A 19,278-nucleotide genomic window follows, 5' to 3' on the forward strand; every position below is an offset into this window, starting at 1 on the left:
CAATTGCACTGCATTTTTAACCTGGAAAAGAGTTTTCTAGCAGGTTCATTTTGCCGATTTTGTCACTGATAGCATAGTCTCATATTGTTGGCGATCACCACTTACAAGACTTGCGTTTTTATCGCCTATTCCTGTTTTAAGCACCCTGATTAAAAATGTTTCAGCTTTGTAACATTCAATGCGTAATTCAATCAAAAATGCAATGCATTTTCTCAAAATTTTATTAAAAAAATTCTTAAAACATATTCTTTAATAGAAACAATACCTTGTATATGAAAGCTAGACTTTACAACTATATCTTGTGTTTTGTCTGATTGAAAAGCCATAGATATTGTTTTATAGTCGCATCCATACGGTTTGCAGGAGAAACACTTCTTCTGCATTTAAAAGGGAATCTGGTGCGTGAAACACTGCACGGTATTCATCAAGCCAGGGCTGCCCCCGCAACTGTGATCAGCGAGTTGTTTGCGAACACTTTAAGCCACTGAAGTAATTCGGGAAGGCGACAGCAAATAATCATGACCTGAGAGCCAGGAGACCGACCGTCAGTTTTTTTACTTGTTAACGTTTGAGGCGGGGTGTCCTCGGCAGTTGCAGTGCATTTATCATGATATCGGGTGTTGCCCGGTGTGCAATGTTTGCGTTTGCGTCTTCTATAGTCCCCGCTGCCAGAATTGGGAGCCATCAATGTCACAATACGAATCCATGCAGGCCACAAAAAGAGATGGTCGCAAGGAACCTATCAATCTCGACAAAATCCACCGCGTGATTGATTGGGCAGCACAAGGCCTGAATAATGTGTCGGTGTCGCAGGTAGAGTTGCGCTCCCATATCCAGTTCTATGATGGCATCCGCACTGATGCCATTCATGAGACCATCATCAAATCCGCGGCGGACCTGATTTCTGAAGAAACACCGGATTACCAGTACCTGGCAGCCCGCCTGTCGATTTTCCACTTGCGCAAGATCGCCTATGGCCAGTTTGAGCCACCGCACCTGTTTGACCATGTGACCGGCCTGACCGAGCTCGGCAAATATGACCAGCACTTGTTGCGTGATTACAGCCGTGAAGAATTCGATGTGCTCAATGGCTATATCGACCACTGGCGTGACCTGAATTTCTCTTACGCGGCGGTCAAGCAGCTAGAAGGTAAATACCTGGTACAAAACCGCGTCACCAAGAAAATCTACGAGAGCCCGCAGTTCCTGTACATCCTGGTGGCCATGTGCCTGTTTGCCAACTACAAAGGCCAGGCGCGTCTGGACCTGATCAAGCGTTTTTACGACGCTGTTTCCACGTTCAAGATTTCTCTGCCTACGCCTATCATGTCCGGCGTGCGTACGCCTACCCGCCAGTTCAGCTCTTGTGTGCTGATAGAGTGTGATGACAGCCTGGATAGCATCAACGCCACTTCCAGCGCCATCGTGAAATACGTCTCGCAACGTGCGGGTATCGGCGTCAACGCTGGCCGCATCCGTGCGCTGGGTAGTGAAATCCGTGGCGGCGAAGCGCAACATACCGGTTGCCTGCCGTTCTACAAACTGTTCCAGTCTGCGGTGAAATCCTGCTCGCAGGGCGGTGTGCGTGGTGGTGCGGCGACCTTGTTCTACCCGCTGTGGCACCTGGAAGTGGAGTCATTGCTGGTGTTGAAAAACAACCGTGGTGTGGAAGAAAACCGCGTTCGTCACCTCGACTACGGCGTACAGATCAACCGCCTGATGTACCAGCGCCTGATCAAGAGCCAGAACATTACCCTGTTCTCGCCACATGATATCCCGGGTTTGTACGATGCCTTCTTTGCCGACCAGGATGAGTTCGAACGCCTGTATACGCAATACGAAAACGATGACAGCATCCGCAAGCGGACTATCCCGGCGGTGGAGTTGTTCTCGCTGATGATGCAGGAACGCGCCGGTACCGGCCGTATCTACATCCAGAACGTAGACCACTGCAACACGCACAGCCCGTTTGACCCGGCTGTCGCGCCAGTGCGCCAGTCCAACCTGTGTATGGAAATCGCGCTGCCAACCAAGGCATTGAATGACATCAATGATGAAGAAGGCGAAATCGCACTGTGCACCCTGTCTGCCTTCAACCTCGGTGCGCTGGAATCACTGGATGAGCTGGAAGGCCTGTCTGACCTGGTGGTGCGTGCGCTGGATGCCTTGCTGGAATACCAGGATTACCCGGTCAAAGCTGCCTCCAACGCGACCGACAAGCGCCGCTCACTGGGTGTGGGTGTGATCAACTATGCGTATTATCTGGCGAAAAACGGTACCAGCTATACCGACGATGCAGCGCTGGGCCTGACCCACCGTACGTTTGAGGCGATCCAGTATTACCTGTTGAAAGCTTCGGTACAGTTGTCACGTGAATTCGGTCCATGCCAGGCGTTTAACGAAACCACTTACGCCAAGGGCATTCTGCCGATTGATACCTATAAAAAGGATCTGGATAGCGTGACGACGGAACCTTTGCTGCTGGACTGGGAAAGCCTGCGCAAAGAGATCCAGAAAGATGGCTTGCGTAACTCCACCCTGACCGCGCTGATGCCATCAGAAACTTCCAGCCAGATCGCCAACGCGACTAACGGTATTGAGCCACCGCGCGGTCTGGTCACCGTCAAGCAATCCAAAGACGGTATCCTGCGCCAGGTCGTGCCGGAGATCGACCGCCTGCGTGACCAGTACCAGTTGCTGTGGAAAATGCCGAACAATGATGGCTACCTCAAGCTGGTGGGCATCATGCAGAAGTTTGTTGACCAGTCGATTTCTGCCAACACCAACTACGACCCGACCCGCTTTGAAGGTGGCCGTGTCCCGATGAAGCAGTTGCTGAAAGACTTGCTGCAAGTGTACAAACTGGGCATCAAAACGCTGTACTACCATAACACGCGTGACGGAGCCACCGAAGGCGGCACCGAGGCGGAGGATGATGGTTGTGCCGGTGGTGCCTGCAAAATCTAAATAATAAGTGGCTGCGCCGGCGAATTGCGGCGTTGCGCGGTACTCACAACCTCGCCGTACTATTTGTACTGTCTCGGTTGTTGCGTTCCGGGCGCCTTGCACTTCATCCGGCTCGCTCACTTATTTGGTATGTCTTGCAGTGAAGTAGTAAATACATTTTAAAAAGCAGTTTGAGTCTTGAAACTTAAACATTAGGAACACGGCCATGGCCTACAGCATCTTTACCAAAACAGACAACGATCAACTCAAAGAACCCATGTTCTTCGGTCAGCCCGTCAACGTGGCGCGTTATGACCAGCAGAAATATCCGGTATTCGAGCGGCTGATCGAGAAGCAGCTTTCTTTCTTCTGGCGTCCGGAAGAGGTGGATGTGTCGCAGGACCGTTCTGATTACCAGAACCTGCCCGAGCATGAAAAGCACATTTTCCTCAGCAACCTGAAGTACCAGACGCTGCTGGATTCCATCCAGGGTCGCAGCCCCAACGTGGCTTTGCTGCCGCTGGTGTCACTGCCGGAGCTGGAAACCTGGATCGAGACCTGGGCGTTTTCCGAGACTATCCACTCGCGCTCATACACCCATATCATCCGCAACATCGTCAATGATCCTTCCATCATTTTTGATGACATCGTTCGCAACGACAACATCACTGCCCGTGCATCGGATATCGCGCATTATTACGATGAGCTGATCCAGCAGACCATGTTGTATTCGCAGCTGGGTGAGGGCGATCACGTCATCAATGGCGAGAAAAAAGTCGTCAATCGCCGCGAGCTGAAAAAGTTGTTGTACCGCTGCCTGATGAACGTGAACATTCTCGAAGCGATCCGTTTCTATGTCAGCTTTGCCTGCTCATTCGCCTTTGCCGAGCGCAAGGTGATGGAAGGCAACGCCAAGATCATCCGCCTGATTGCACGTGACGAAGCCCTGCACCTCACCGGCACCCAGCATATGCTCAACATCATGCGTTCCGGTCAGGACGATGCCGAGTTCGCCGAGATCGCCGCCGAGTTGCACCAGGAATGTTTCGAGATGTTTAAAACTGCCGCCGAGCAGGAAAAACAATGGGCAGAATACCTGTTTAAAGATGGCTCCATGATAGGCCTCAACAAAGACATCCTCTGCCAGTATGTCGAATACATCACCAACACCCGCATGGCCTCGGTAGGCCTGCCACCGGCTTTCCCAAACGCCAAAAGCAACCCGATTCCATGGATCAACACCTGGCTGGCGTCAGACACCGTGCAAGTCGCCCCGCAAGAGGTGGAATTAAGTTCTTACCTGATTGGTCAGATTGATTCGGAGATGTCGGCAGATGATCTCAACGACTTTGAACTCTAATAAGTGGCTGCGCGGGTAAATTGCGGCGTTGCACTGATCCCTCGCGCACTTATTCAAATTGACTTTTTAATTGAACACCACCCCACGTGAGCGTTGTACAAAGCCAGCACATCCGCTTTAACCTTATCCCGCAGGAAACCCTGCTCGAAGGCCTTGAGCGCACCGGGCACGAAGTAGAGTATCAATGCCGGAGCGGTTATTGCGGCGGGTGCCGCGTGCGTTTGCTGGCGGGGGAAGTGGAATACCTTGAACAACCGCTGGCATTTATCGGTGCCGACGAAATCCTGCCTTGTTGCTGCGTACCCAAATCAGATATCCGCGTCGATTGCGAGCTCAGGCTCGACGTGCAAAAAGCCCAGATGCAAAACGATATGTTCCCTGCGCAACAATCCCTGTTTGATGAGCCTATGCTCACCCCCAAACATGCGCCAGTGAAAAAGCCAGCGAGAAAAAGGGCAGCCAAAAACAATACACGGGCAAACAACCTGTCATTGTTCTAATTTGCAAAGTACCAATAAAAAAGGCGCCTGTATCAACAAGCGCCTTTAGAGTCGGCAATCAGGGCTGGTTCTTAACGCCAGCCTGTCCTCCCCATGTTAGGGGCGTACCCACTGCATTTTTATATGTGGTGTACGTGCTTTCGAATCTTTCTTTACAACAATATCGCAACTGATAATTTCACAGCGCCAGTACATCTGGCGGATTTTCTCATCTGCTTCGGTGCGAGACTTGCCAAACACCTGCAAATTCTCAACCAGCACCCCATTCGCACTGCGTATGGTGTACAAATACTTTCCTGATATGTCCATCATTAAATAAACACCCCGAGTATTGATCGGTGTAAAACACCGTAATTTTTCTGATGTTTGCTACATTAACAGACAATTTTGTGTATGTATACACTGTAAAGATACTGTTTTGCTAGTCAATTCAATGCTTTAAGGGGTGTTTTGCATAAATTAACTTCGATTTCAGCGCTAACTGATGTTATAAAATCGTTTACAGTTAATTGGGGTTGCAAAAATGTGGGCGCTTCACTATAAAAATTCAAATAGTTTTGAGTGACGGACTGTTAATTCGCCGCTTAAAAAATTGCAAATTTTGATTTGACGATAAAAATGTGGGTTGATGCAAGGAATTGAGAATGAGTTTGCATAAGTCGATTAAATACATATTAGATAACTACAAATCAGCAAAAGAAAACGATGATTTTGCAGAACATGCTGTTGCTGAATTTGTAAGGCATGACTTTGTTTCAAATGTGCAAGCCTGTGTACCTAATAGTGATCAATATGTTTTCAAAGGTAGTGCAGGGCAGGGAGTGTGGGTGTTGGGACCTTGGCTAGGAATTTTTAATCCAATAGTCACAGATAGTGCTTCAAAAGGATATTACGTATGCTACTTATTTAGTGAGGATACAGAACGTGTTTATTTAAGCCTTAATCAAGCAATGACAGAGGCTAAGAAATTGTATAGAGCGGATGCTGCTACAGCATTAAAAGCTAGAGCAAAAAATTTTAGAGCAATACTCGGTGGCGGACTAAATAATTTAAATTTTAAAGAAATTGATTTAAAACCATCAAATAAACGAAACAATACATACTATTATCAAGCTGGAAATATATTGGCGAAGGAGTACCGAAAAAATAACCTACCTTCAGATGCTCAGCTAATAGAGGATTTACGAGCTGCTTTAGCACTTTATGAAAAATTAATCATTTCTGAGGCTGCTATTGAGGTTAAACAGTTCATTGATGGAGATGAGCCTGGAAATACTTTAATCGAGGATGCTACAAAACTTAGAATTCATAAACGTATTGAACGAAACCCCAAATTAGTAAAACAAGCAAAGCAAATTCATGGATTTGTTTGTCAAGCTTGTGGATTTAATTTTGAGTCGGTGTATGGGGATATAGGTAAAGGTTATATTGAGGCGCACCATTTGGAACCGATTTCTAAATTAAAAGGAACTAAGGTTTCACGGGATCCGAAGAAAGACTTTGCTGTACTTTGTTCTAATTGTCACAGAATGATTCACAAAAGCGATTTTGTTGGCGATGTTGGTTCTTTCAAAAAAATATTGAAGGGGGAGCTATGAGCATTCAAGATTTTGATTGGGTACCATTTTTTGAGCAGATGGCATTGAAACTACTTGCTTTTGAAAACAAGCAGATGGCTTTGATACAGTTCTTAAAAGATGCAAATGTGAACGGGCTCGATGATAAAGAAAAGAATGGTCGTAAAACACCTCTGAAAGAAATCGATCCTTTTACATTCGTAGGACTTATATGTAAGCATAGCTCGGAAGACAGCTTAAAAAGAATACTAAAAGTTCTAAAAGAGAAACTTAACATAAGGGCTAAAGTTCAAGCCTCCTTTCATGGAATTCCAATTGCTAATGGTCAACAGACATGGTTATTTTCATACAAAGCCGAAAGAAAAAATGATGATGTAAAGAAGTTGTGGACGTTGTTTAAACAATCAATGAAAGGTTTAGATTCGATTGAGCCTGAGACATTTCTTGATGCCATAGACGTAAAATGCTCAGGAACAGCTAAGCTTACTCAAGCTTTGTTTAGAGCTAGACCATCAATTTTCTTACCAGTTGATAGCCAAACGAGTCGTTACCTAGCCAGGCGAGGATTACGATATAAATTCTATAATTTGAAAGAATATCTTGAGGTAATTGAAAGTCTAAGTAGCATAACCACTAAAGACTTTTTTAGAGTTTCATACGAAGCATACTTAGAGAATAAAGAAATTACCGATATTGAAAGCTTCAATATAAGTAATATTAAGCAAGCGTCAAAAAGCAGTAATACATTTAATGATAAGCCCGGGCCTGAAAAAAAGCCGATTTTGAAAGCAAGGACTACCATATATAAATATGCTAGGAATTCAGGGAAATCAGCACATGCAATAAGAAAAGCTGATTTTAAATGTGAATTAGATCCCCACCATAAAACTTTTAATTCTAAAGCTGCTAATAAACCATATGTAGAGGCACATCACTTAATTCCATTAGGGGCGCACTATGAATTTGAGAATAATTTAGACGTTGTCGATAATATCGTATCTCTTTGCCCCAATTGCCATAGGTTATTACATCACTCAATAAAGGAAGAGAAGCAGGAAAAGATACGAATTTTGTTTGAAAAAAGAAGGGTCGCACTAGAAAGCAAAGGATTAGCTATAACCTTCAGAAGCTTATTTAAATATTATGGTGATGACTTATTCGATGACCTTTGAATTTTGATAATAAGCATTCTGCTTCAGAGGTTCGTGATTTATTCTGGATATCAAAATACTTTTCATTCATATAGAAATGGGTAATTTGAAATGAATTTTATTGATTTACTTAAAAACGAGTATCTATCAGTTGTATTCGGTGGCTTGAGTGGATTGCTTGTTTCGTGGCTGAGTCATAAAGTTATAAATAAGCGAGGGGTGTTTAGATACTATTTAACTAATAATCGAATAGGAATTTCTGCTCAAGATTCTGTTTTTGGGAATGTGGAAATTAGATGGAACGATGTACCTAATAGGAATTTATTTATATCTACGATTGAGTTGAAGAATGAGAGTCTTATTGATTACGAAAATATCATAATTAATACATACACAAATAATACAAAACTTCTAACTGAAGCAACTCATGTTTTAGACTCACCAAATATATTGAATTTAACTCAAGCGTACAAAGACAAAATTACCGTACCAACTGGAGAGGAGCCCAGTGAAGCTCAGAAAAATATTTTTCATGGTCAACGAGAATATAATTTGCCGGTTTTTAATCGAGGCCAGGTAGTAAAGTTCGAGTATCTGAATTCAGCGGTTACTGAAGAGGAGCCTGCAATTTGGCTGTCAGCAACTGTAAAAGGAGTTAAGGTAATATTTCAACCTCCACAAGTGATTGTATTTGACGTACCAAGGAATAAAGCTGCCATTTATGGTGCTGTAATAGGGCTGATTGCACTTATACCTCTTACGCGCTATACAAATACAGCATGGATTATTGGATTGATTGCGCTTATCTATGGATATTTTGTAATAGTCCCAGGTGCATATTTTATAAAAAGTGTACGAAAAATTAGAGACATAGTAGGTGGGTAGCAAAAGCTTATTTTAATGAAATCTGAACTATCTTATTCAACCTTTCATCCACGTAACTTACACCTCGCCGGCTATGATTTTTCTGTGTTGGTGCAAGCACACCCAACACTCTCTCAATACGTCCGCCCAAATGCTTATGGCGATGACTCGATAGACTTTGCAAACCCGCAAGCAGTGAAAGCTTTAAATCACGCTTTGCTTAAGCACTATTACGACGTGGTGGTGTGGGATATTCCAAAGAATTACTTATGTCCGCCTATCCCAGGGCGGGCGGATTATGTGCATTATCTGGCGGATTTATTGGCAGAGAGCATTCCAGATTTAAACCATGAAAAAGTGCGTTTGCTGGATATTGGCACCGGTGCGAATCTGGTTTATCCCTTAATTGCTGCAAATGCTTATGGCTGGCAATGTGTGGGTGTGGATATTGATAATAAGGCCTTGCGTAATGCGCAGCAGATTATTGAGGCGAATGGGTTGCAACAGCAGATTAGTGTGCGTCAGCAACCTAAGCCGGAGTCTATCTTCAGCGGTGTGATTTTGCCGGGCGAGCAGTTTACGCTCACTTTATGTAACCCGCCTTTTCATGCATCCGCCGCTGAAGCGTTGGCGGGTACGCAGCGCAAATGGCGCGGATTGGGTAAAAAGCCGCCACAGGCTCTGAATTTTGGCGGGCAGTCTAATGAGCTGTTTTGTGCGGGTGGTGAGGGGGCGTTTTTAACCACCATGATCAGCGAGAGCAGGCAGTTTGCCCGGCAGTGTGGGTGGTTTACCACGCTGGTCTCCAAAGCGTCTAATTTGCCGTTGGTGTACCGCGAAATCAAAAAGGCGCAGGCGGTGACAGTGAAAACGGTGGAGATGGCACAAGGGCAGAAACAAACCCGGTTTGTGGCATGGACGTTTCAGCCTGAATTATCTAAAAAGCGCATTTAATCAGCAGCTTGCAAATAATCTTTAGGCGGCTTAAGCGTTGTGAGGGATAATAGCGCCCTTATCTTTTTGCAGCAGTCGGAGTTTCCCCATGGAAGTCAAAGTCAACTTTCTCGATAAGTTACGTCTTGAGGCCAAGTTTGATGACTTCACGGTGATTGCCGACCAGCCTATCCGTTATAAAGGCGATGGCTCGGCGCCTGGGCCGTTCGATTACTTTCTGGCTTCATCCGCCTTATGTGCGGCTTATTTTGTGAAGCTGTATTGCAGCACGCGCAATATCCCCACTGACAATATCCGCCTGTCGCACAACAATATCGTGGACCCGGAAAACCGCTACAAGCAGATTTTCAAAATTCAGATCGAGTTGCCGACCGATATCTCTGAAAAAGACCGTATTGGTATTTTGCGTTCGATTGACCGCTGTACAGTGAAAAAAGTGGTGCAGGCAGGGCCGGATTTCATCATTGAAGAAGTGGCTAGCCTGGATGCCGATGCGCAGGCGTTGCTGACTGTAAACACCGCAGCAGACTCACAGACGTATATCACCGGCAAAGACTTGCCGCTGGAGCAGACCATCGCCAATATGACCAGCGTGCTGGCCGGGCTGGGCATCAAGATCGAGATCGCTTCGTGGCGGAATATTGTGCCTAATGTATGGTCGCTGCATATCCGCGATGCGCATTCGCCGATGTGCTTTACCAACGGCAAAGGTTCTACCAAGGAAAGCGCGCTGGCGTCGGCGCTGGGCGAGTATATCGAGCGGCTGAGTAACAACCATTTTTATGCAGGCTCGTACTGGGGCGAAGAGATCGCCAATGCAGAATTTGTGCATTACCCGAACGAGCGCTGGTTCAAGCCAGGCCGTAAGGACGCACTGCCGAAAGAGATACTAGATGAATACACGCTGGAGATTTACAACCCGGATGGCGAGCTGCGCGGCTCGCACCTGATAGATACCAATTCCGGCAATGCCGCGCGCGGTATCTGTTCGCTGCCGTTTGTGCGGCAATCTGATGGCGAGACGGTGTACTTCCCGACCAACCTGGTGGAAAACCTGTTTGTCAGCAATGGCATGAGTGCGGGCAATACGCTGGTGGAAGCGCAGGTGCAATGTTTATCTGAGATTTTTGAGCGTGCAGTCAAACGCGAAATCATTGAAGGCGAAATCGCCTTGCCGGATGTGCCGCAGGAAGTACTGGCAAAATACCCTGGCGTGGTGGCGGGGATCAAAGGGCTGGAAGAGCAGGGTTTCCCGGTATTAGTCAAAGATGCCTCATTGGGCGGTGAATATCCGGTCATGTGTGTGACTTTGATGAACCCGCGCACCGGCGGCGTGTTTGCCTCGTTTGGCGCGCACCCGACCATGGAAGTCGCGCTGGAACGCAGCCTGACCGAATTGCTGCAAGGCCGCAGTTTTGAAGGCCTCAATGATTTGCCGCAACCTACCTTTGCCAGCGAAGCGGTGACCGAGCCGAACAACTTTGTTGAACACTTTATTGACTCCAGCGGTATTGTGTCGTGGCGTTTCTTCAGTGCCAAAGCGGATTACGAATTCGTGGAGTGGGATTTCTCAGGTGAGGGCGATGATGCCAATGCTGAAGAAGCCGCGACCATGTTTGGCATGCTGGCCGAGATGGGTAAAGAAGCTTACGTTGCCGTGTATGACCAGCTGGGCGCTACTGCATGCCGTATATTGGTACCGGGTTATTCGGAAATTTACCCGGTAGAAGACCTGGTGTGGGATAACACCAACAAGTCTCTGTTGTTCCGCGAAGATATCCTGAACCTGCATACTCTGGATGACGCCAGCCTGGAAGCATTGCTGGACCGCCTGGAGAATAACGAGCTGGATGATTACGGCGATATCGGCACCCTGATCGGGATTCAGTTTGATGAGAATACTGACTGGGGCCAGCTCACCGTGCTGGAATTAAAGTTATTGATCAACCTGGCCTTGCAGCAATTTGAAGAGGCGCAAGAGCTGGTTGGCGCCTTTTTGCAGTACAACGACAACACGCTGGAACGCGGCTTGTTCTACCAGGCCTTGAATGTGGTGCTGGAAGTGATGCTGGATGATGAGCTGGAGCTGGCCGATTATGAAACCAATTTCCGCCGTATGTTTGGCGATGCGCGCATGGATGCTGTGATCGGTTCAGTCAATGGCAGCGTGCGCTTCTATGGCTTAACGCCAACCAGCATGAAGCTGGAAGGGTTCGACAGGCATCAGCGCCTGATTGATAGCTACAGGAAGCTGCATGGGGCGCGGGCCAAGGCTGCTTAGATGATTTGCTACTTGATTTAACAGGCCGCGAAAGCTGAAATATATTGCAATCATTAGAAAACGTTGAATAGGGCGTATAATAGCCTCACCCTGTGACCTTCCAATCATCACAGCGGCCTAGCAAACCTCTATAAATATAATCTTCGTTTGTCCAGATTGGTGTTGCGATTCGCAACAGACCAGCGCCCAATAATTTGTTGTGTGGCCTTTTCATGTGCGCCACACACGCTCTATAAGTGAATTACTTTGTCCATAGAAAACAATACCCCTGCAAACGTGACGTTTGCTGATTTAAATTTATGCGAGCCGGTGCAACGTGCGATTGCCGATGCCGGCTATACCATCCCTACGCCTATACAGGCACAGGCGATCCCTTATGTATTACGCGGTGGTGATCTGCTGGCTGGTGCACAAACCGGTACCGGCAAAACGGCTGGTTTTACGTTACCGATTTTGCATCGCCTGACTGAACATCCTTTAAACACACCTGCCGGAAAACCACGTTGCCTGATTCTTTCACCGACGCGCGAGCTGGCGGCGCAAATTGGTGAGTCTGTCACTACTTACGGCAAATATCTGCCACTGAAAAGCATGGTGGTGTTTGGCGGTGTGGGCGTGAATCCGCAAATCAACCGCTTGCGCAAACCGGTGGATATCCTGGTGGCAACCCCTGGACGTTTGCTGGACCTGGTGCAACAGAAAGCACTGGATTTATCCGGCATCGAAATCCTAGTGCTGGATGAAGCCGACCGTATGCTGGACATGGGCTTTATCCATGACATTAAAAAAGTGCTGGCTTTGCTGCCGAAGAAACGCCAGAGCCTGCTGTTCTCGGCCACCTTCTCGGACGACATCAAGAAATTGGCGGATAACTTGCTGAATACGCCTGACCTGGTGGAAGTGGCACGTCGCAATGCGTCGAACGCGCTGATTGAACAGAGTGTGCACATGGTGCCGCAAGCGCATAAACGCGCCATGGTCAGCCACCTGATCAAACAGCACCAGTGGACGCAGGTGTTGATTTTTACCCGCACCAAACATGGTGCCAACCGCCTGGCTGAGAAACTGGTGAAAGATGGCATACCCGCCATGGCGATTCACGGCAACAAGAGCCAGAATGCGCGCACCGCGGCATTGGCCGAGTTTAAAGCAGGCACGATTCCGGCGCTGGTGGCGACCGATATTGCTGCACGCGGGCTGGACATTGACCAGTTGCCGCAAGTGGTCAACTTTGAGTTACCGAATGTGCCGGAAGATTATGTACACCGCATTGGCCGCACCGGGCGTGCAGGCAGTAGCGGCGCGGCGATTTCACTGGTAGATCGCGAAGAGCTCGGCATGTTGAAAGACATTGAGAAGTTGATTAAACGTGAAATCCCACGTGTGGCGGTGGAAGGCTTTGTTGCGCCGGAAAAAGGCAGTGAAGAGCCGGATCGCCCGCCACGCGGACAGAATCCGCGCGGGCAAAATAACGGTCGTTCCAAACAAGGGCAGCCACAGAAATCCGCTGGCAATGCGAATAACCAGAAATCTCCTCAACAGCGCCAGTCACAGCCTAATGGCCAGCGTGCGGCGCAGGTGGATGGCAACAGGCCTGCGCAGGGTAATGCTGGTCAGCGCAATGGCAACCAGGCGAATAAGCCTGCACAACATCGCCAGGGCGCTAATGCTCAGGGTGGTAACCAGGGCGCTGGTCAATCACAAGGCAATAGACCTCAAGGGGCAAATAGGTCTCAAAATGGCAATAAGCCACAAGGTGCGTTGTTTACACCTAAGCCAGGAGCTAACGCTAACAGGCAAACCCCGAAAGCGCGTTAATGCAGATTTGGGTGGATGCTGACGCGTGCCCGGTGGTGATTAAGGAAATCCTGTTCCGCGCCGCCGACCGCGCAAAAATCTCCACCATTTTTGTTGCCAATAAATTGCTGCGGGTGCCACCATCGCCTTATTTGCGGGCGATGCAAGTGGCGAAAGGCTTTGATGTTGCCGACAACGTGATTGTCGCGGCACTGGAAGCCGGGGATTTGGTGATTACGGCTGACATCCCCTTTGCTGCGCAAGTGATTGAAAAGGGCGGTCACGCACTGAACCCGCGCGGGGAGTTTTATTCGCGTGAAAACATCAAGGAATGTTTATCCATGCGCGATTTTATGGAGTCATTGCGCGCCAGTGGGGTGGAAACCTCAGGCCCGAGTGCCATGCAATCTTCCGATCGCCACGCGTTCGCCAAACAGCTGGACCAGTTTCTGGCGCGGCTTCCGCGTTAGACTTCTTCTAAACCCACCTGTGACATATCCCTGATGGTGATTGGCCTGGCCCGGTAAAAGCCTTGTGAGTAGTCACAGGCCATTTCTTTCAGCAGATTCTCCTGCGCCAGCGTTTCTACCCCTTCTGCTATCAGCCTGATATTGAGTTGTTTCCCCATATAAATAATGGTTTTGCACAAGGCCAGGTCGTTGGCATTTTCCGTGATGTTGCTGATAAATGATCTATCAATCTTCACGTAATCAATCTTGAACTTGTTTAGGTAAGCCAGTGATGAGTAGCCGGTGCCAAAATCATCCAGTGCCAGCCGGATACCGTGATCATTGATCTTGCTCAGGTTATCCAGCACATGGTTGGAAGGTTCCAATAACAGGCCTTCGGTGATTTCAAAACAAAAATGTGCGCCAGGGATATTGCGGCTGGTGATATTGGCGATAAATTGATGTATGGATTCTGACTGTGCAAATTGAATGGGTGACAGATTGATGCAGATTTCGATGTCGCCAAAGTGTTGAGTCAGGGTTGTGAAATCACTAAGCACCTGCTGGAACACCCATTCGCCAAGCTCGATAATACTGCCGTTTTCTTCGGCGATGCCGATAAATACGTTGGGCGGTACGGTGCCGAATTCGGGGTGGTACCAGCGCAGTAATGCTTCAACTTTTTCGCAGCGCTGGTTATGCAGGTTAAAGATCGGCTGGTATTGCAGGTAGAGCTGGTGTCGTTCCACCGCATGGCGCAACTCGTTGCCTAGCTGGGTGCGTTTGGTAAACACCTCATGCATGTTTTCATTAAACAGGATGAATTTATTCTTGCCTGTCCTTTTTGCCTGATACATGGCCTCATCGGCAAACATGATCAGTTCTTCCACATTGCGGCTGTTATCCGGGAACAGCGAGGCGCCCATGCTGATGGAGACCAGGAATGACTTTTGCTGAACCTTGAACGGTGCCTCCATGAGCTCGATCAGCCTTGCGCAGAAAGTATTCAACGCCTGATGATCAGAGTTTTCCTGCATCAGGATCAAAAACTCATCACCACCAAAGCGGGCAATGATGTTGGGCGGCGCAATAATGGACTTGAGGCGGTCTGCCACCTTGATCAGCACTTCATCGCCGATGGCATGGCCGGCGGTATCGTTGATTTCCTTGAAATTATCCAGGTCGATAATGATAACGCCAATTTTAGCCAGGCTGATTTCAGACTGGTTTAAAGCCTCTGACAGCTTGGTTTTCAGGAGGTAACGGTTAGGCAACTCTGTCAGGAAATCGTGATTGGCCTGAAAGCGGATTTTCTCTTCGGCTTCCATCGCCTGTTTTTTGCTCGATTTATACAACTTGATCAGCTGGAACAACAGCACGATCGCAAAAAACGAGATGGTCGCGATCAGGTATTGGATAAACGGATTCTCGGGCTTCTTTTGCCAGGTATCCAGTATATCGGGCGGATTGGTGCCGATCTGCAATACCGCTTTATTGAGGATGCTTCGCAGCAACGGGTGTTCGTCGCTGACCGCCATAAACACTTTGCTGGTGATGGGCGTGGTGCCGCCTTTACTGATGGATTTTATTTTGTGGTAATCAATGTGGTAGTCCAGCACCAGTTCGTTGCCGATATAAGCATCTACCGCATGCGCATCCAGTTGCTCAAAGGCATCGTCAGCGATGTCGAATAATTTGAGGTCTATATCCGGGACTGCTGCTTTCAGTTCCTGCCCGACCAGCCCGCTTTTAAATACCGCCACTTTTTTTTGCGAGAGCTGGTTGAGGTTGGTTTGGCCTGGATTGAACCCGCTGTTAGCGGCAACATAAATGGCATTGGTGACATCCAGGTAAGGTGTGGCAACCAGGTGGAAACCCTGTGACAGGCGTTTGTTGCGAATGCCGGTGATCACCTCGGCTTCATTGCCATTGATATTGGGATGGTAGTCAACAATGGTAAACGTCAAGCCCGTAAGCAGGCTGATTTGGTGCAGGTAATCAACCGAAATGCCAGCGTGCTTTTGATTCTCCAGTTGAAACTCAATCGGCATCCAGCCACTCTTGACGGCAACCCTGATGCTGGGGTGCTCTTTGATCCATGCTTTTTCCTGCACTGAGAGTGGAAGAGGGGTAAGCAGGGTGACTTCAGGAAGATGGTTAGGCAGCACTTCTTCAGCGAAAGCCAACATGGAGACAAATGTACCAATGACTAATGCCAACTGTTTAAGCCTGCGTAAACGAGATGCGATTAAGCGGTCTGATCCCATATTCTTTTAAGTCCTTGGCATTGCGGTGATTTCAATCAGGCTGTGTTGATGTCAATGCCTAAAGAGAATGGATAAGCGCATGGGTTGTTTGTATATTGATCATTATATTTATTTTTATCTGAGAACGACCATATTTCACTGCACTCTTTTTAAGTTGCAAATATGAATTGAGCGTATGGATAAAAACCATTTGATGAAGAAGACGTTGGTTTTATAAACGCAGGTTGAGTCCGTGCGATTCTTCCTACAGTAAATTCAGAAGAAAAGGCATAGTACGTTTGCAGGTAAGTCCGCATGATTGAGCCTAATAAAACAAAGTCATTCGATAGGCGGATGACTGAATTTAAAATTGCTACTTACCAGGAGATTTACCATGAGAACCGTATCAGATGCGCCATCAAAAAAAGCTACCCCAGTGACTACCGTTAAGCACGACGTGATTGTGCTGCTGAAAAATGACCATGACGAGGTCAAAAAAATGTTCAAGCAGTTTGATAAGCTTGCTGAAAAAGGTGATACCAAAGGTAAGGTCAGCATTGCCAATAAAATCTGTTTAGAACTGATTGCACATACCATTGCCGAAGAAGAAATTTTCTATCCTGGTGCTCGTGCCGCTACCGAAGATGACGCGATGATCAATGAAGGTATTGTTGAGCATGAAAGCGCCAAAGAGCTGATTGCTCAAATCCAGGAAATGGACCCTGAAGATGAAATGTACGATGCAAAAGTCACCGTGCTTGGTGAGTACATTAATCACCATGTGGATGAAGAAGAGGAAGAAATGTTTCCTGAGGTAAGGAAATCCAAGGAATTGGATTTACGTGGACTGGCAGTGACCTTTACCGCACGCAAGGAAGAAATACTGAGCAAATTGAATGGTGACAACGGTGAAATTAACGTCCAGGAATTGAAAACACTAGTTGGCGTGCCATCAAAACACTAATGCTTTTTGAGTAGGCAAACGCCTGCTTTTAGAGTTGTTTAGAAAAGACCCGGGAATTGTTTCCCGGGTCTTTTTCTTTGCATAGTCTATTAGTGTTAGAAAACGCGGAAAATCTATGATTGGTATAAATGATTAGCTTTGATGTAATACAGCACTTTTTCGGGTATTCCAGGGACGGACGCAACCTCTAGCTGGCCCAACGATTCTCGAATGCGCGTGGATGAAATATCCGGCGGGGTGACAGGCAAGTAACTGATAAAGCCGTGCGCATTCTCGGTAAATTGCTCTGCTGCATGAGCAATCTCCACCAGCCTGTTTTCGTGTTCGGTATGCAGCTGTAACTTTTGTTCAGCATCAGCTCTATGTACGACCAGTAAATGGCAGTAATCAAGTAGCTCCAGCCAGCGGTGCCAGGTGGGCAGTTTGAGGTAACTGTCTTGTCCCATGATCAGACACAGTGCTTGATCCGGCAGGCGCTTGCGCAATAAGTGCAATGTTTCTATCGTATAGGATGGACCCTGGCGGTCAAGTTCGCAGGTATCCAGGATAAATTCAGGATGATCCGCAATCGCCAACTGGACCATATTGGCTCTATGCTGTGCAGTGACTGCCGGTATGGCTTTGTGAGGAGGAATGGCCGCCGGAATAAAACGTATCTGGCTGCAGTGCAAGGTATCAAGTACGGTTTTCGCCAGCACCAGATGCCCGCTATGGATGGGGTTAAAGGTGCCGCCGAACAGTCCGATGATTTCCATTTTTAATGATTCTTCCGGCCATCAATCAATAATCAAATTGCATCAATCGAGTGCCAGCACAAGGCGCACGGAGCGCAGAAACCGGAATGTACAGATAGTACATGAGGATTTCGAGCACCGCGCAACGCCGTGAAGCGCTCGATTCATGCAATTGCTTAAGCGCGAACGTGGCCGTCACCGAGGACGATGTATTTCAGCGACGTCAACCCATCCAGACCCACCGGCCCGCGCGCATGCAGTTTATCGGTAGAAATACCAATCTCCGCGCCAAAACCGTATTCAAAGCCATCGGCAAAGCGGGTGGAGGCGTTGACCATCACACTGCTGGAATCCACTTCACGCAAGAACTGGCGTGCTTTGGTATAGTTCTCGGTCACAATCGCTTCGGTATGCTGGCTGGAGTGCTGGTTGATATGTGTGATCGCCTGTTCGAGGCCGCTGACCACTTTGCAGGAAATAATTGCATCCAGGTATTCGGTGTAATAGTCTTCTTCCGTCGCAGCAACCGCTTGTGGTACCAGTGCAAGTGTCTCTTCGCAACCCCGGATTTCAATGCCTTTGCTAATGAGCATTTCGGCTAATTTAGGCAGGGCGGTTGGCGCAATGCTACGCGCCACCAGTAGTGACTCGGCAGTGTTGCAAGTCCCCAGTCGCTGGGTTTTGGAATTTTCCAGAATACGCAGAGCTTTATCCAGGTCGGCTTCGTCATCCACATAGACGTGACAATTGCCATCCAGATGTTTGATCACTGGAATGCGTGCCTCATTGCTGATACGCTCGATCAGGCCTTTGCCGCCACGTGGTACGATCACATCCACATATTGTTTCATGGTGATCAGTTCGCCAACTGCCGCGCGGTCAGTGGTTTCGACCACCAGTACCGCAGCTTGTGGCAGGCCGGCTTGCGCCAGGCCCTGATGAACTAATTTAGCCAGCGCCTGGTTGCAATGGATGGCTTCAGAACCGCCACGCAAAATACAGGCATTGCCGGATTTGATACACAAACCGGCCGCATCCACCGTTACGTTTGGACGTGCTTCGTAAATAATGCCGATCACGCCTAGCGGTACCCGCATCTGGCCGATCTGGATACCGGAAGGGCGGTATTTGAAATTGCTCATTTCGCCGATAGGGTCAGCCAGGCTGGCGATTTGTTCCAGGCCTTCTGCCATGGTGGCGATAGATTTTTCGCTCAGCGCCAGGCGATCCAGCATCGCGGCTTCCATGCCATTGGCTTTTGCGGCGTCCAGATCTTGCTGGTTGGCGGCGAGCAGGGCTTTTTCATGATGGCGGATCAGGGCAGCGATATTGCGCAATGCCTGGTTCTTGGTATTGGTATCCGCCTTCGCCATCAAACGGGAGGCGGCACGCGCCTGCTCTCCCAATTCTTTCATGTAGTGTTTAATATCCATAGCCTGTTATTTTATCCTAAAC

At 48.0% G+C, this 19,278-nt stretch carries 15 protein-coding genes and 1 riboswitch; of the genes, 11 read left to right on the plus strand and 4 right to left on the minus strand.

What is annotated here, in order from left to right:
• The first annotated feature begins 336 nt into the window (after positions 1-336).
• Positions 337-562, plus strand: a riboswitch (cobalamin riboswitch).
• Positions 563-687: 125 nt separating this feature from the next.
• The 3 genes from nrdA to yfaE all read left to right on the plus strand — a co-directional run bounded on the left by nrdA (position 688) and on the right by yfaE (position 4,806).
• Positions 688-2,967 (plus strand): class 1a ribonucleoside-diphosphate reductase subunit alpha, encoded by a 2,280-nt coding sequence (nrdA, locus tag ASG24_RS09890; RefSeq protein WP_055870849.1) that lies wholly within the window; start codon positions 688-690, stop codon positions 2,965-2,967.
• A 205-nt stretch (positions 2,968-3,172) separates the two neighbouring features.
• A complete protein-coding gene (gene nrdB / locus ASG24_RS09895; RefSeq protein ID WP_055829705.1) occupies positions 3,173-4,306 on the plus strand; it encodes a class Ia ribonucleoside-diphosphate reductase subunit beta in 1,134 nt (377 codons plus the stop codon).
• Positions 4,307-4,392: 86 nt separating this feature from the next.
• Positions 4,393-4,806 (plus strand): class I ribonucleotide reductase maintenance protein YfaE, encoded by a 414-nt coding sequence (yfaE, locus tag ASG24_RS14900; protein WP_055829702.1) that lies wholly within the window; start codon positions 4,393-4,395, stop codon positions 4,804-4,806.
• 96 nt (positions 4,807-4,902) lie between these two features.
• Here yfaE and ASG24_RS09905 read toward each other — a convergent pair whose 3' ends face one another.
• On the minus strand, positions 4,903-5,118 hold the full coding sequence (locus tag ASG24_RS09905) for a hypothetical protein (RefSeq protein ID WP_235559733.1): 216 nt from the start codon (positions 5,116-5,118) through the stop codon (positions 4,903-4,905).
• A 332-nt stretch (positions 5,119-5,450) separates the two neighbouring features.
• On the opposite strand from ASG24_RS09905, the gene ASG24_RS09910 reads away from it, so the two are divergent.
• From ASG24_RS09910 to ASG24_RS09940, 7 genes are all read left to right on the plus strand, one after another.
• Positions 5,451-6,404, plus strand: coding sequence for an MrcB family domain-containing protein (locus ASG24_RS09910; RefSeq protein ID WP_055870852.1), 954 nt, complete (start codon positions 5,451-5,453; stop codon positions 6,402-6,404).
• Complete coding sequence (locus ASG24_RS09915) at positions 6,401-7,555, plus strand: HNH endonuclease (protein WP_055870855.1); 1,155 nt, start codon at positions 6,401-6,403, stop codon at positions 7,553-7,555. Before ASG24_RS09910 ends, ASG24_RS09915 begins: the two co-directional genes overlap by 4 nt.
• Before the next feature lie 90 nt (positions 7,556-7,645).
• On the plus strand, positions 7,646-8,419 hold the full coding sequence (locus ASG24_RS09920) for a hypothetical protein (protein ID WP_055870858.1): 774 nt from the start codon (positions 7,646-7,648) through the stop codon (positions 8,417-8,419).
• A 15-nt stretch (positions 8,420-8,434) separates the two neighbouring features.
• Positions 8,435-9,352: a 23S rRNA (adenine(1618)-N(6))-methyltransferase RlmF gene (gene rlmF / locus ASG24_RS09925; protein WP_055870861.1), complete on the plus strand. Its 918-nt coding sequence runs from the start codon at positions 8,435-8,437 to the stop codon at positions 9,350-9,352.
• Between the two features lie 88 nt (positions 9,353-9,440).
• Positions 9,441-11,633 carry an OsmC domain/YcaO domain-containing protein gene (locus tag ASG24_RS09930; protein ID WP_055870864.1) on the plus strand — a complete coding sequence of 731 codons (2,193 nt, stop codon included), beginning with the start codon at positions 9,441-9,443 and terminating at the stop codon, positions 11,631-11,633.
• A 246-nt stretch (positions 11,634-11,879) separates the two neighbouring features.
• Positions 11,880-13,451 (plus strand): DEAD/DEAH box helicase, encoded by a 1,572-nt coding sequence (locus ASG24_RS09935; protein ID WP_055870867.1) that lies wholly within the window; start codon positions 11,880-11,882, stop codon positions 13,449-13,451.
• Entirely contained in the window at positions 13,451-13,900 is a 450-nt protein-coding gene (locus ASG24_RS09940) for a YaiI/YqxD family protein (protein ID WP_055870870.1), read from the plus strand. Before ASG24_RS09935 ends, ASG24_RS09940 begins: the two co-directional genes overlap by 1 nt.
• Here ASG24_RS09940 and ASG24_RS09945 read toward each other — a convergent pair.
• A complete protein-coding gene (locus tag ASG24_RS09945) occupies positions 13,897-16,146 on the minus strand; it encodes an EAL domain-containing protein (RefSeq protein ID WP_055870873.1) in 2,250 nt (749 codons plus the stop codon). The two genes, ASG24_RS09940 and ASG24_RS09945, sit on opposite strands and share 4 nt — an antisense overlap.
• A 373-nt stretch (positions 16,147-16,519) precedes the next feature.
• Between ASG24_RS09945 and ASG24_RS09950 the strand changes: the two genes are divergently transcribed.
• Positions 16,520-17,089: a hemerythrin domain-containing protein gene (locus ASG24_RS09950; protein WP_055870875.1), complete on the plus strand. Its 570-nt coding sequence runs from the start codon at positions 16,520-16,522 to the stop codon at positions 17,087-17,089.
• Positions 17,090-17,202: 113 nt separating this feature from the next.
• On the opposite strand, the gene nadD is transcribed toward ASG24_RS09950, so the two are convergent.
• The gene (nadD, locus tag ASG24_RS09955) at positions 17,203-17,844 is read right to left on the minus strand and encodes a nicotinate-nucleotide adenylyltransferase (protein ID WP_055870879.1); all 642 of its coding nucleotides are present in this window, start codon (positions 17,842-17,844) and stop codon (positions 17,203-17,205) included.
• A 155-nt stretch (positions 17,845-17,999) separates the two neighbouring features.
• Positions 18,000-19,256: a glutamate-5-semialdehyde dehydrogenase gene (locus ASG24_RS09960; protein ID WP_055870882.1), complete on the minus strand. Its 1,257-nt coding sequence runs from the start codon at positions 19,254-19,256 to the stop codon at positions 18,000-18,002.
• Between the last annotated feature and the right edge of the window lie 22 nt (positions 19,257-19,278).

Origin of the sequence: Methylophilus sp. Leaf414 (genome assembly GCF_001425425.1) — a bacterium.
GTDB lineage: Bacteria > Pseudomonadota > Gammaproteobacteria > Burkholderiales > Methylophilaceae > Methylophilus.

What these genes read in the sequence shown, in the direction of transcription:
- nrdA (WP_055870849.1), top strand. Translation starts at nt 688, where the DNA reads ATGTCACAATACGAATCCATGCAGGCCACAAAAAGAGATGGTCGCAAG.
- nrdB (WP_055829705.1), top strand. Translation starts at nt 3,173, where the DNA reads ATGGCCTACAGCATCTTTACCAAAACAGACAACGATCAACTCAAAGAA.
- ASG24_RS09905 (WP_235559733.1), bottom strand. Translation starts at nt 5,118, where the DNA reads ATGATGGACATATCAGGAAAGTATTTGTACACCATACGCAGTGCGAAT.
- ASG24_RS09910 (WP_055870852.1), top strand. Translation starts at nt 5,451, where the DNA reads ATGAGTTTGCATAAGTCGATTAAATACATATTAGATAACTACAAATCA.
- ASG24_RS09915 (WP_055870855.1), top strand. Translation starts at nt 6,401, where the DNA reads ATGAGCATTCAAGATTTTGATTGGGTACCATTTTTTGAGCAGATGGCA.
- ASG24_RS09920 (WP_055870858.1), top strand. Translation starts at nt 7,646, where the DNA reads ATGAATTTTATTGATTTACTTAAAAACGAGTATCTATCAGTTGTATTC.
- rlmF (WP_055870861.1), top strand. Translation starts at nt 8,435, where the DNA reads ATGAAATCTGAACTATCTTATTCAACCTTTCATCCACGTAACTTACAC.
- ASG24_RS09930 (WP_055870864.1), top strand. Translation starts at nt 9,441, where the DNA reads ATGGAAGTCAAAGTCAACTTTCTCGATAAGTTACGTCTTGAGGCCAAG.
- ASG24_RS09940 (WP_055870870.1), top strand. Translation starts at nt 13,451, where the DNA reads ATGCAGATTTGGGTGGATGCTGACGCGTGCCCGGTGGTGATTAAGGAA.
- ASG24_RS09945 (WP_055870873.1), bottom strand. Translation starts at nt 16,146, where the DNA reads ATGGGATCAGACCGCTTAATCGCATCTCGTTTACGCAGGCTTAAACAG.
- ASG24_RS09950 (WP_055870875.1), top strand. Translation starts at nt 16,520, where the DNA reads ATGAGAACCGTATCAGATGCGCCATCAAAAAAAGCTACCCCAGTGACT.
- nadD (WP_055870879.1), bottom strand. Translation starts at nt 17,844, where the DNA reads ATGGAAATCATCGGACTGTTCGGCGGCACCTTTAACCCCATCCATAGC.
- ASG24_RS09960 (WP_055870882.1), bottom strand. Translation starts at nt 19,256, where the DNA reads ATGGATATTAAACACTACATGAAAGAATTGGGAGAGCAGGCGCGTGCC.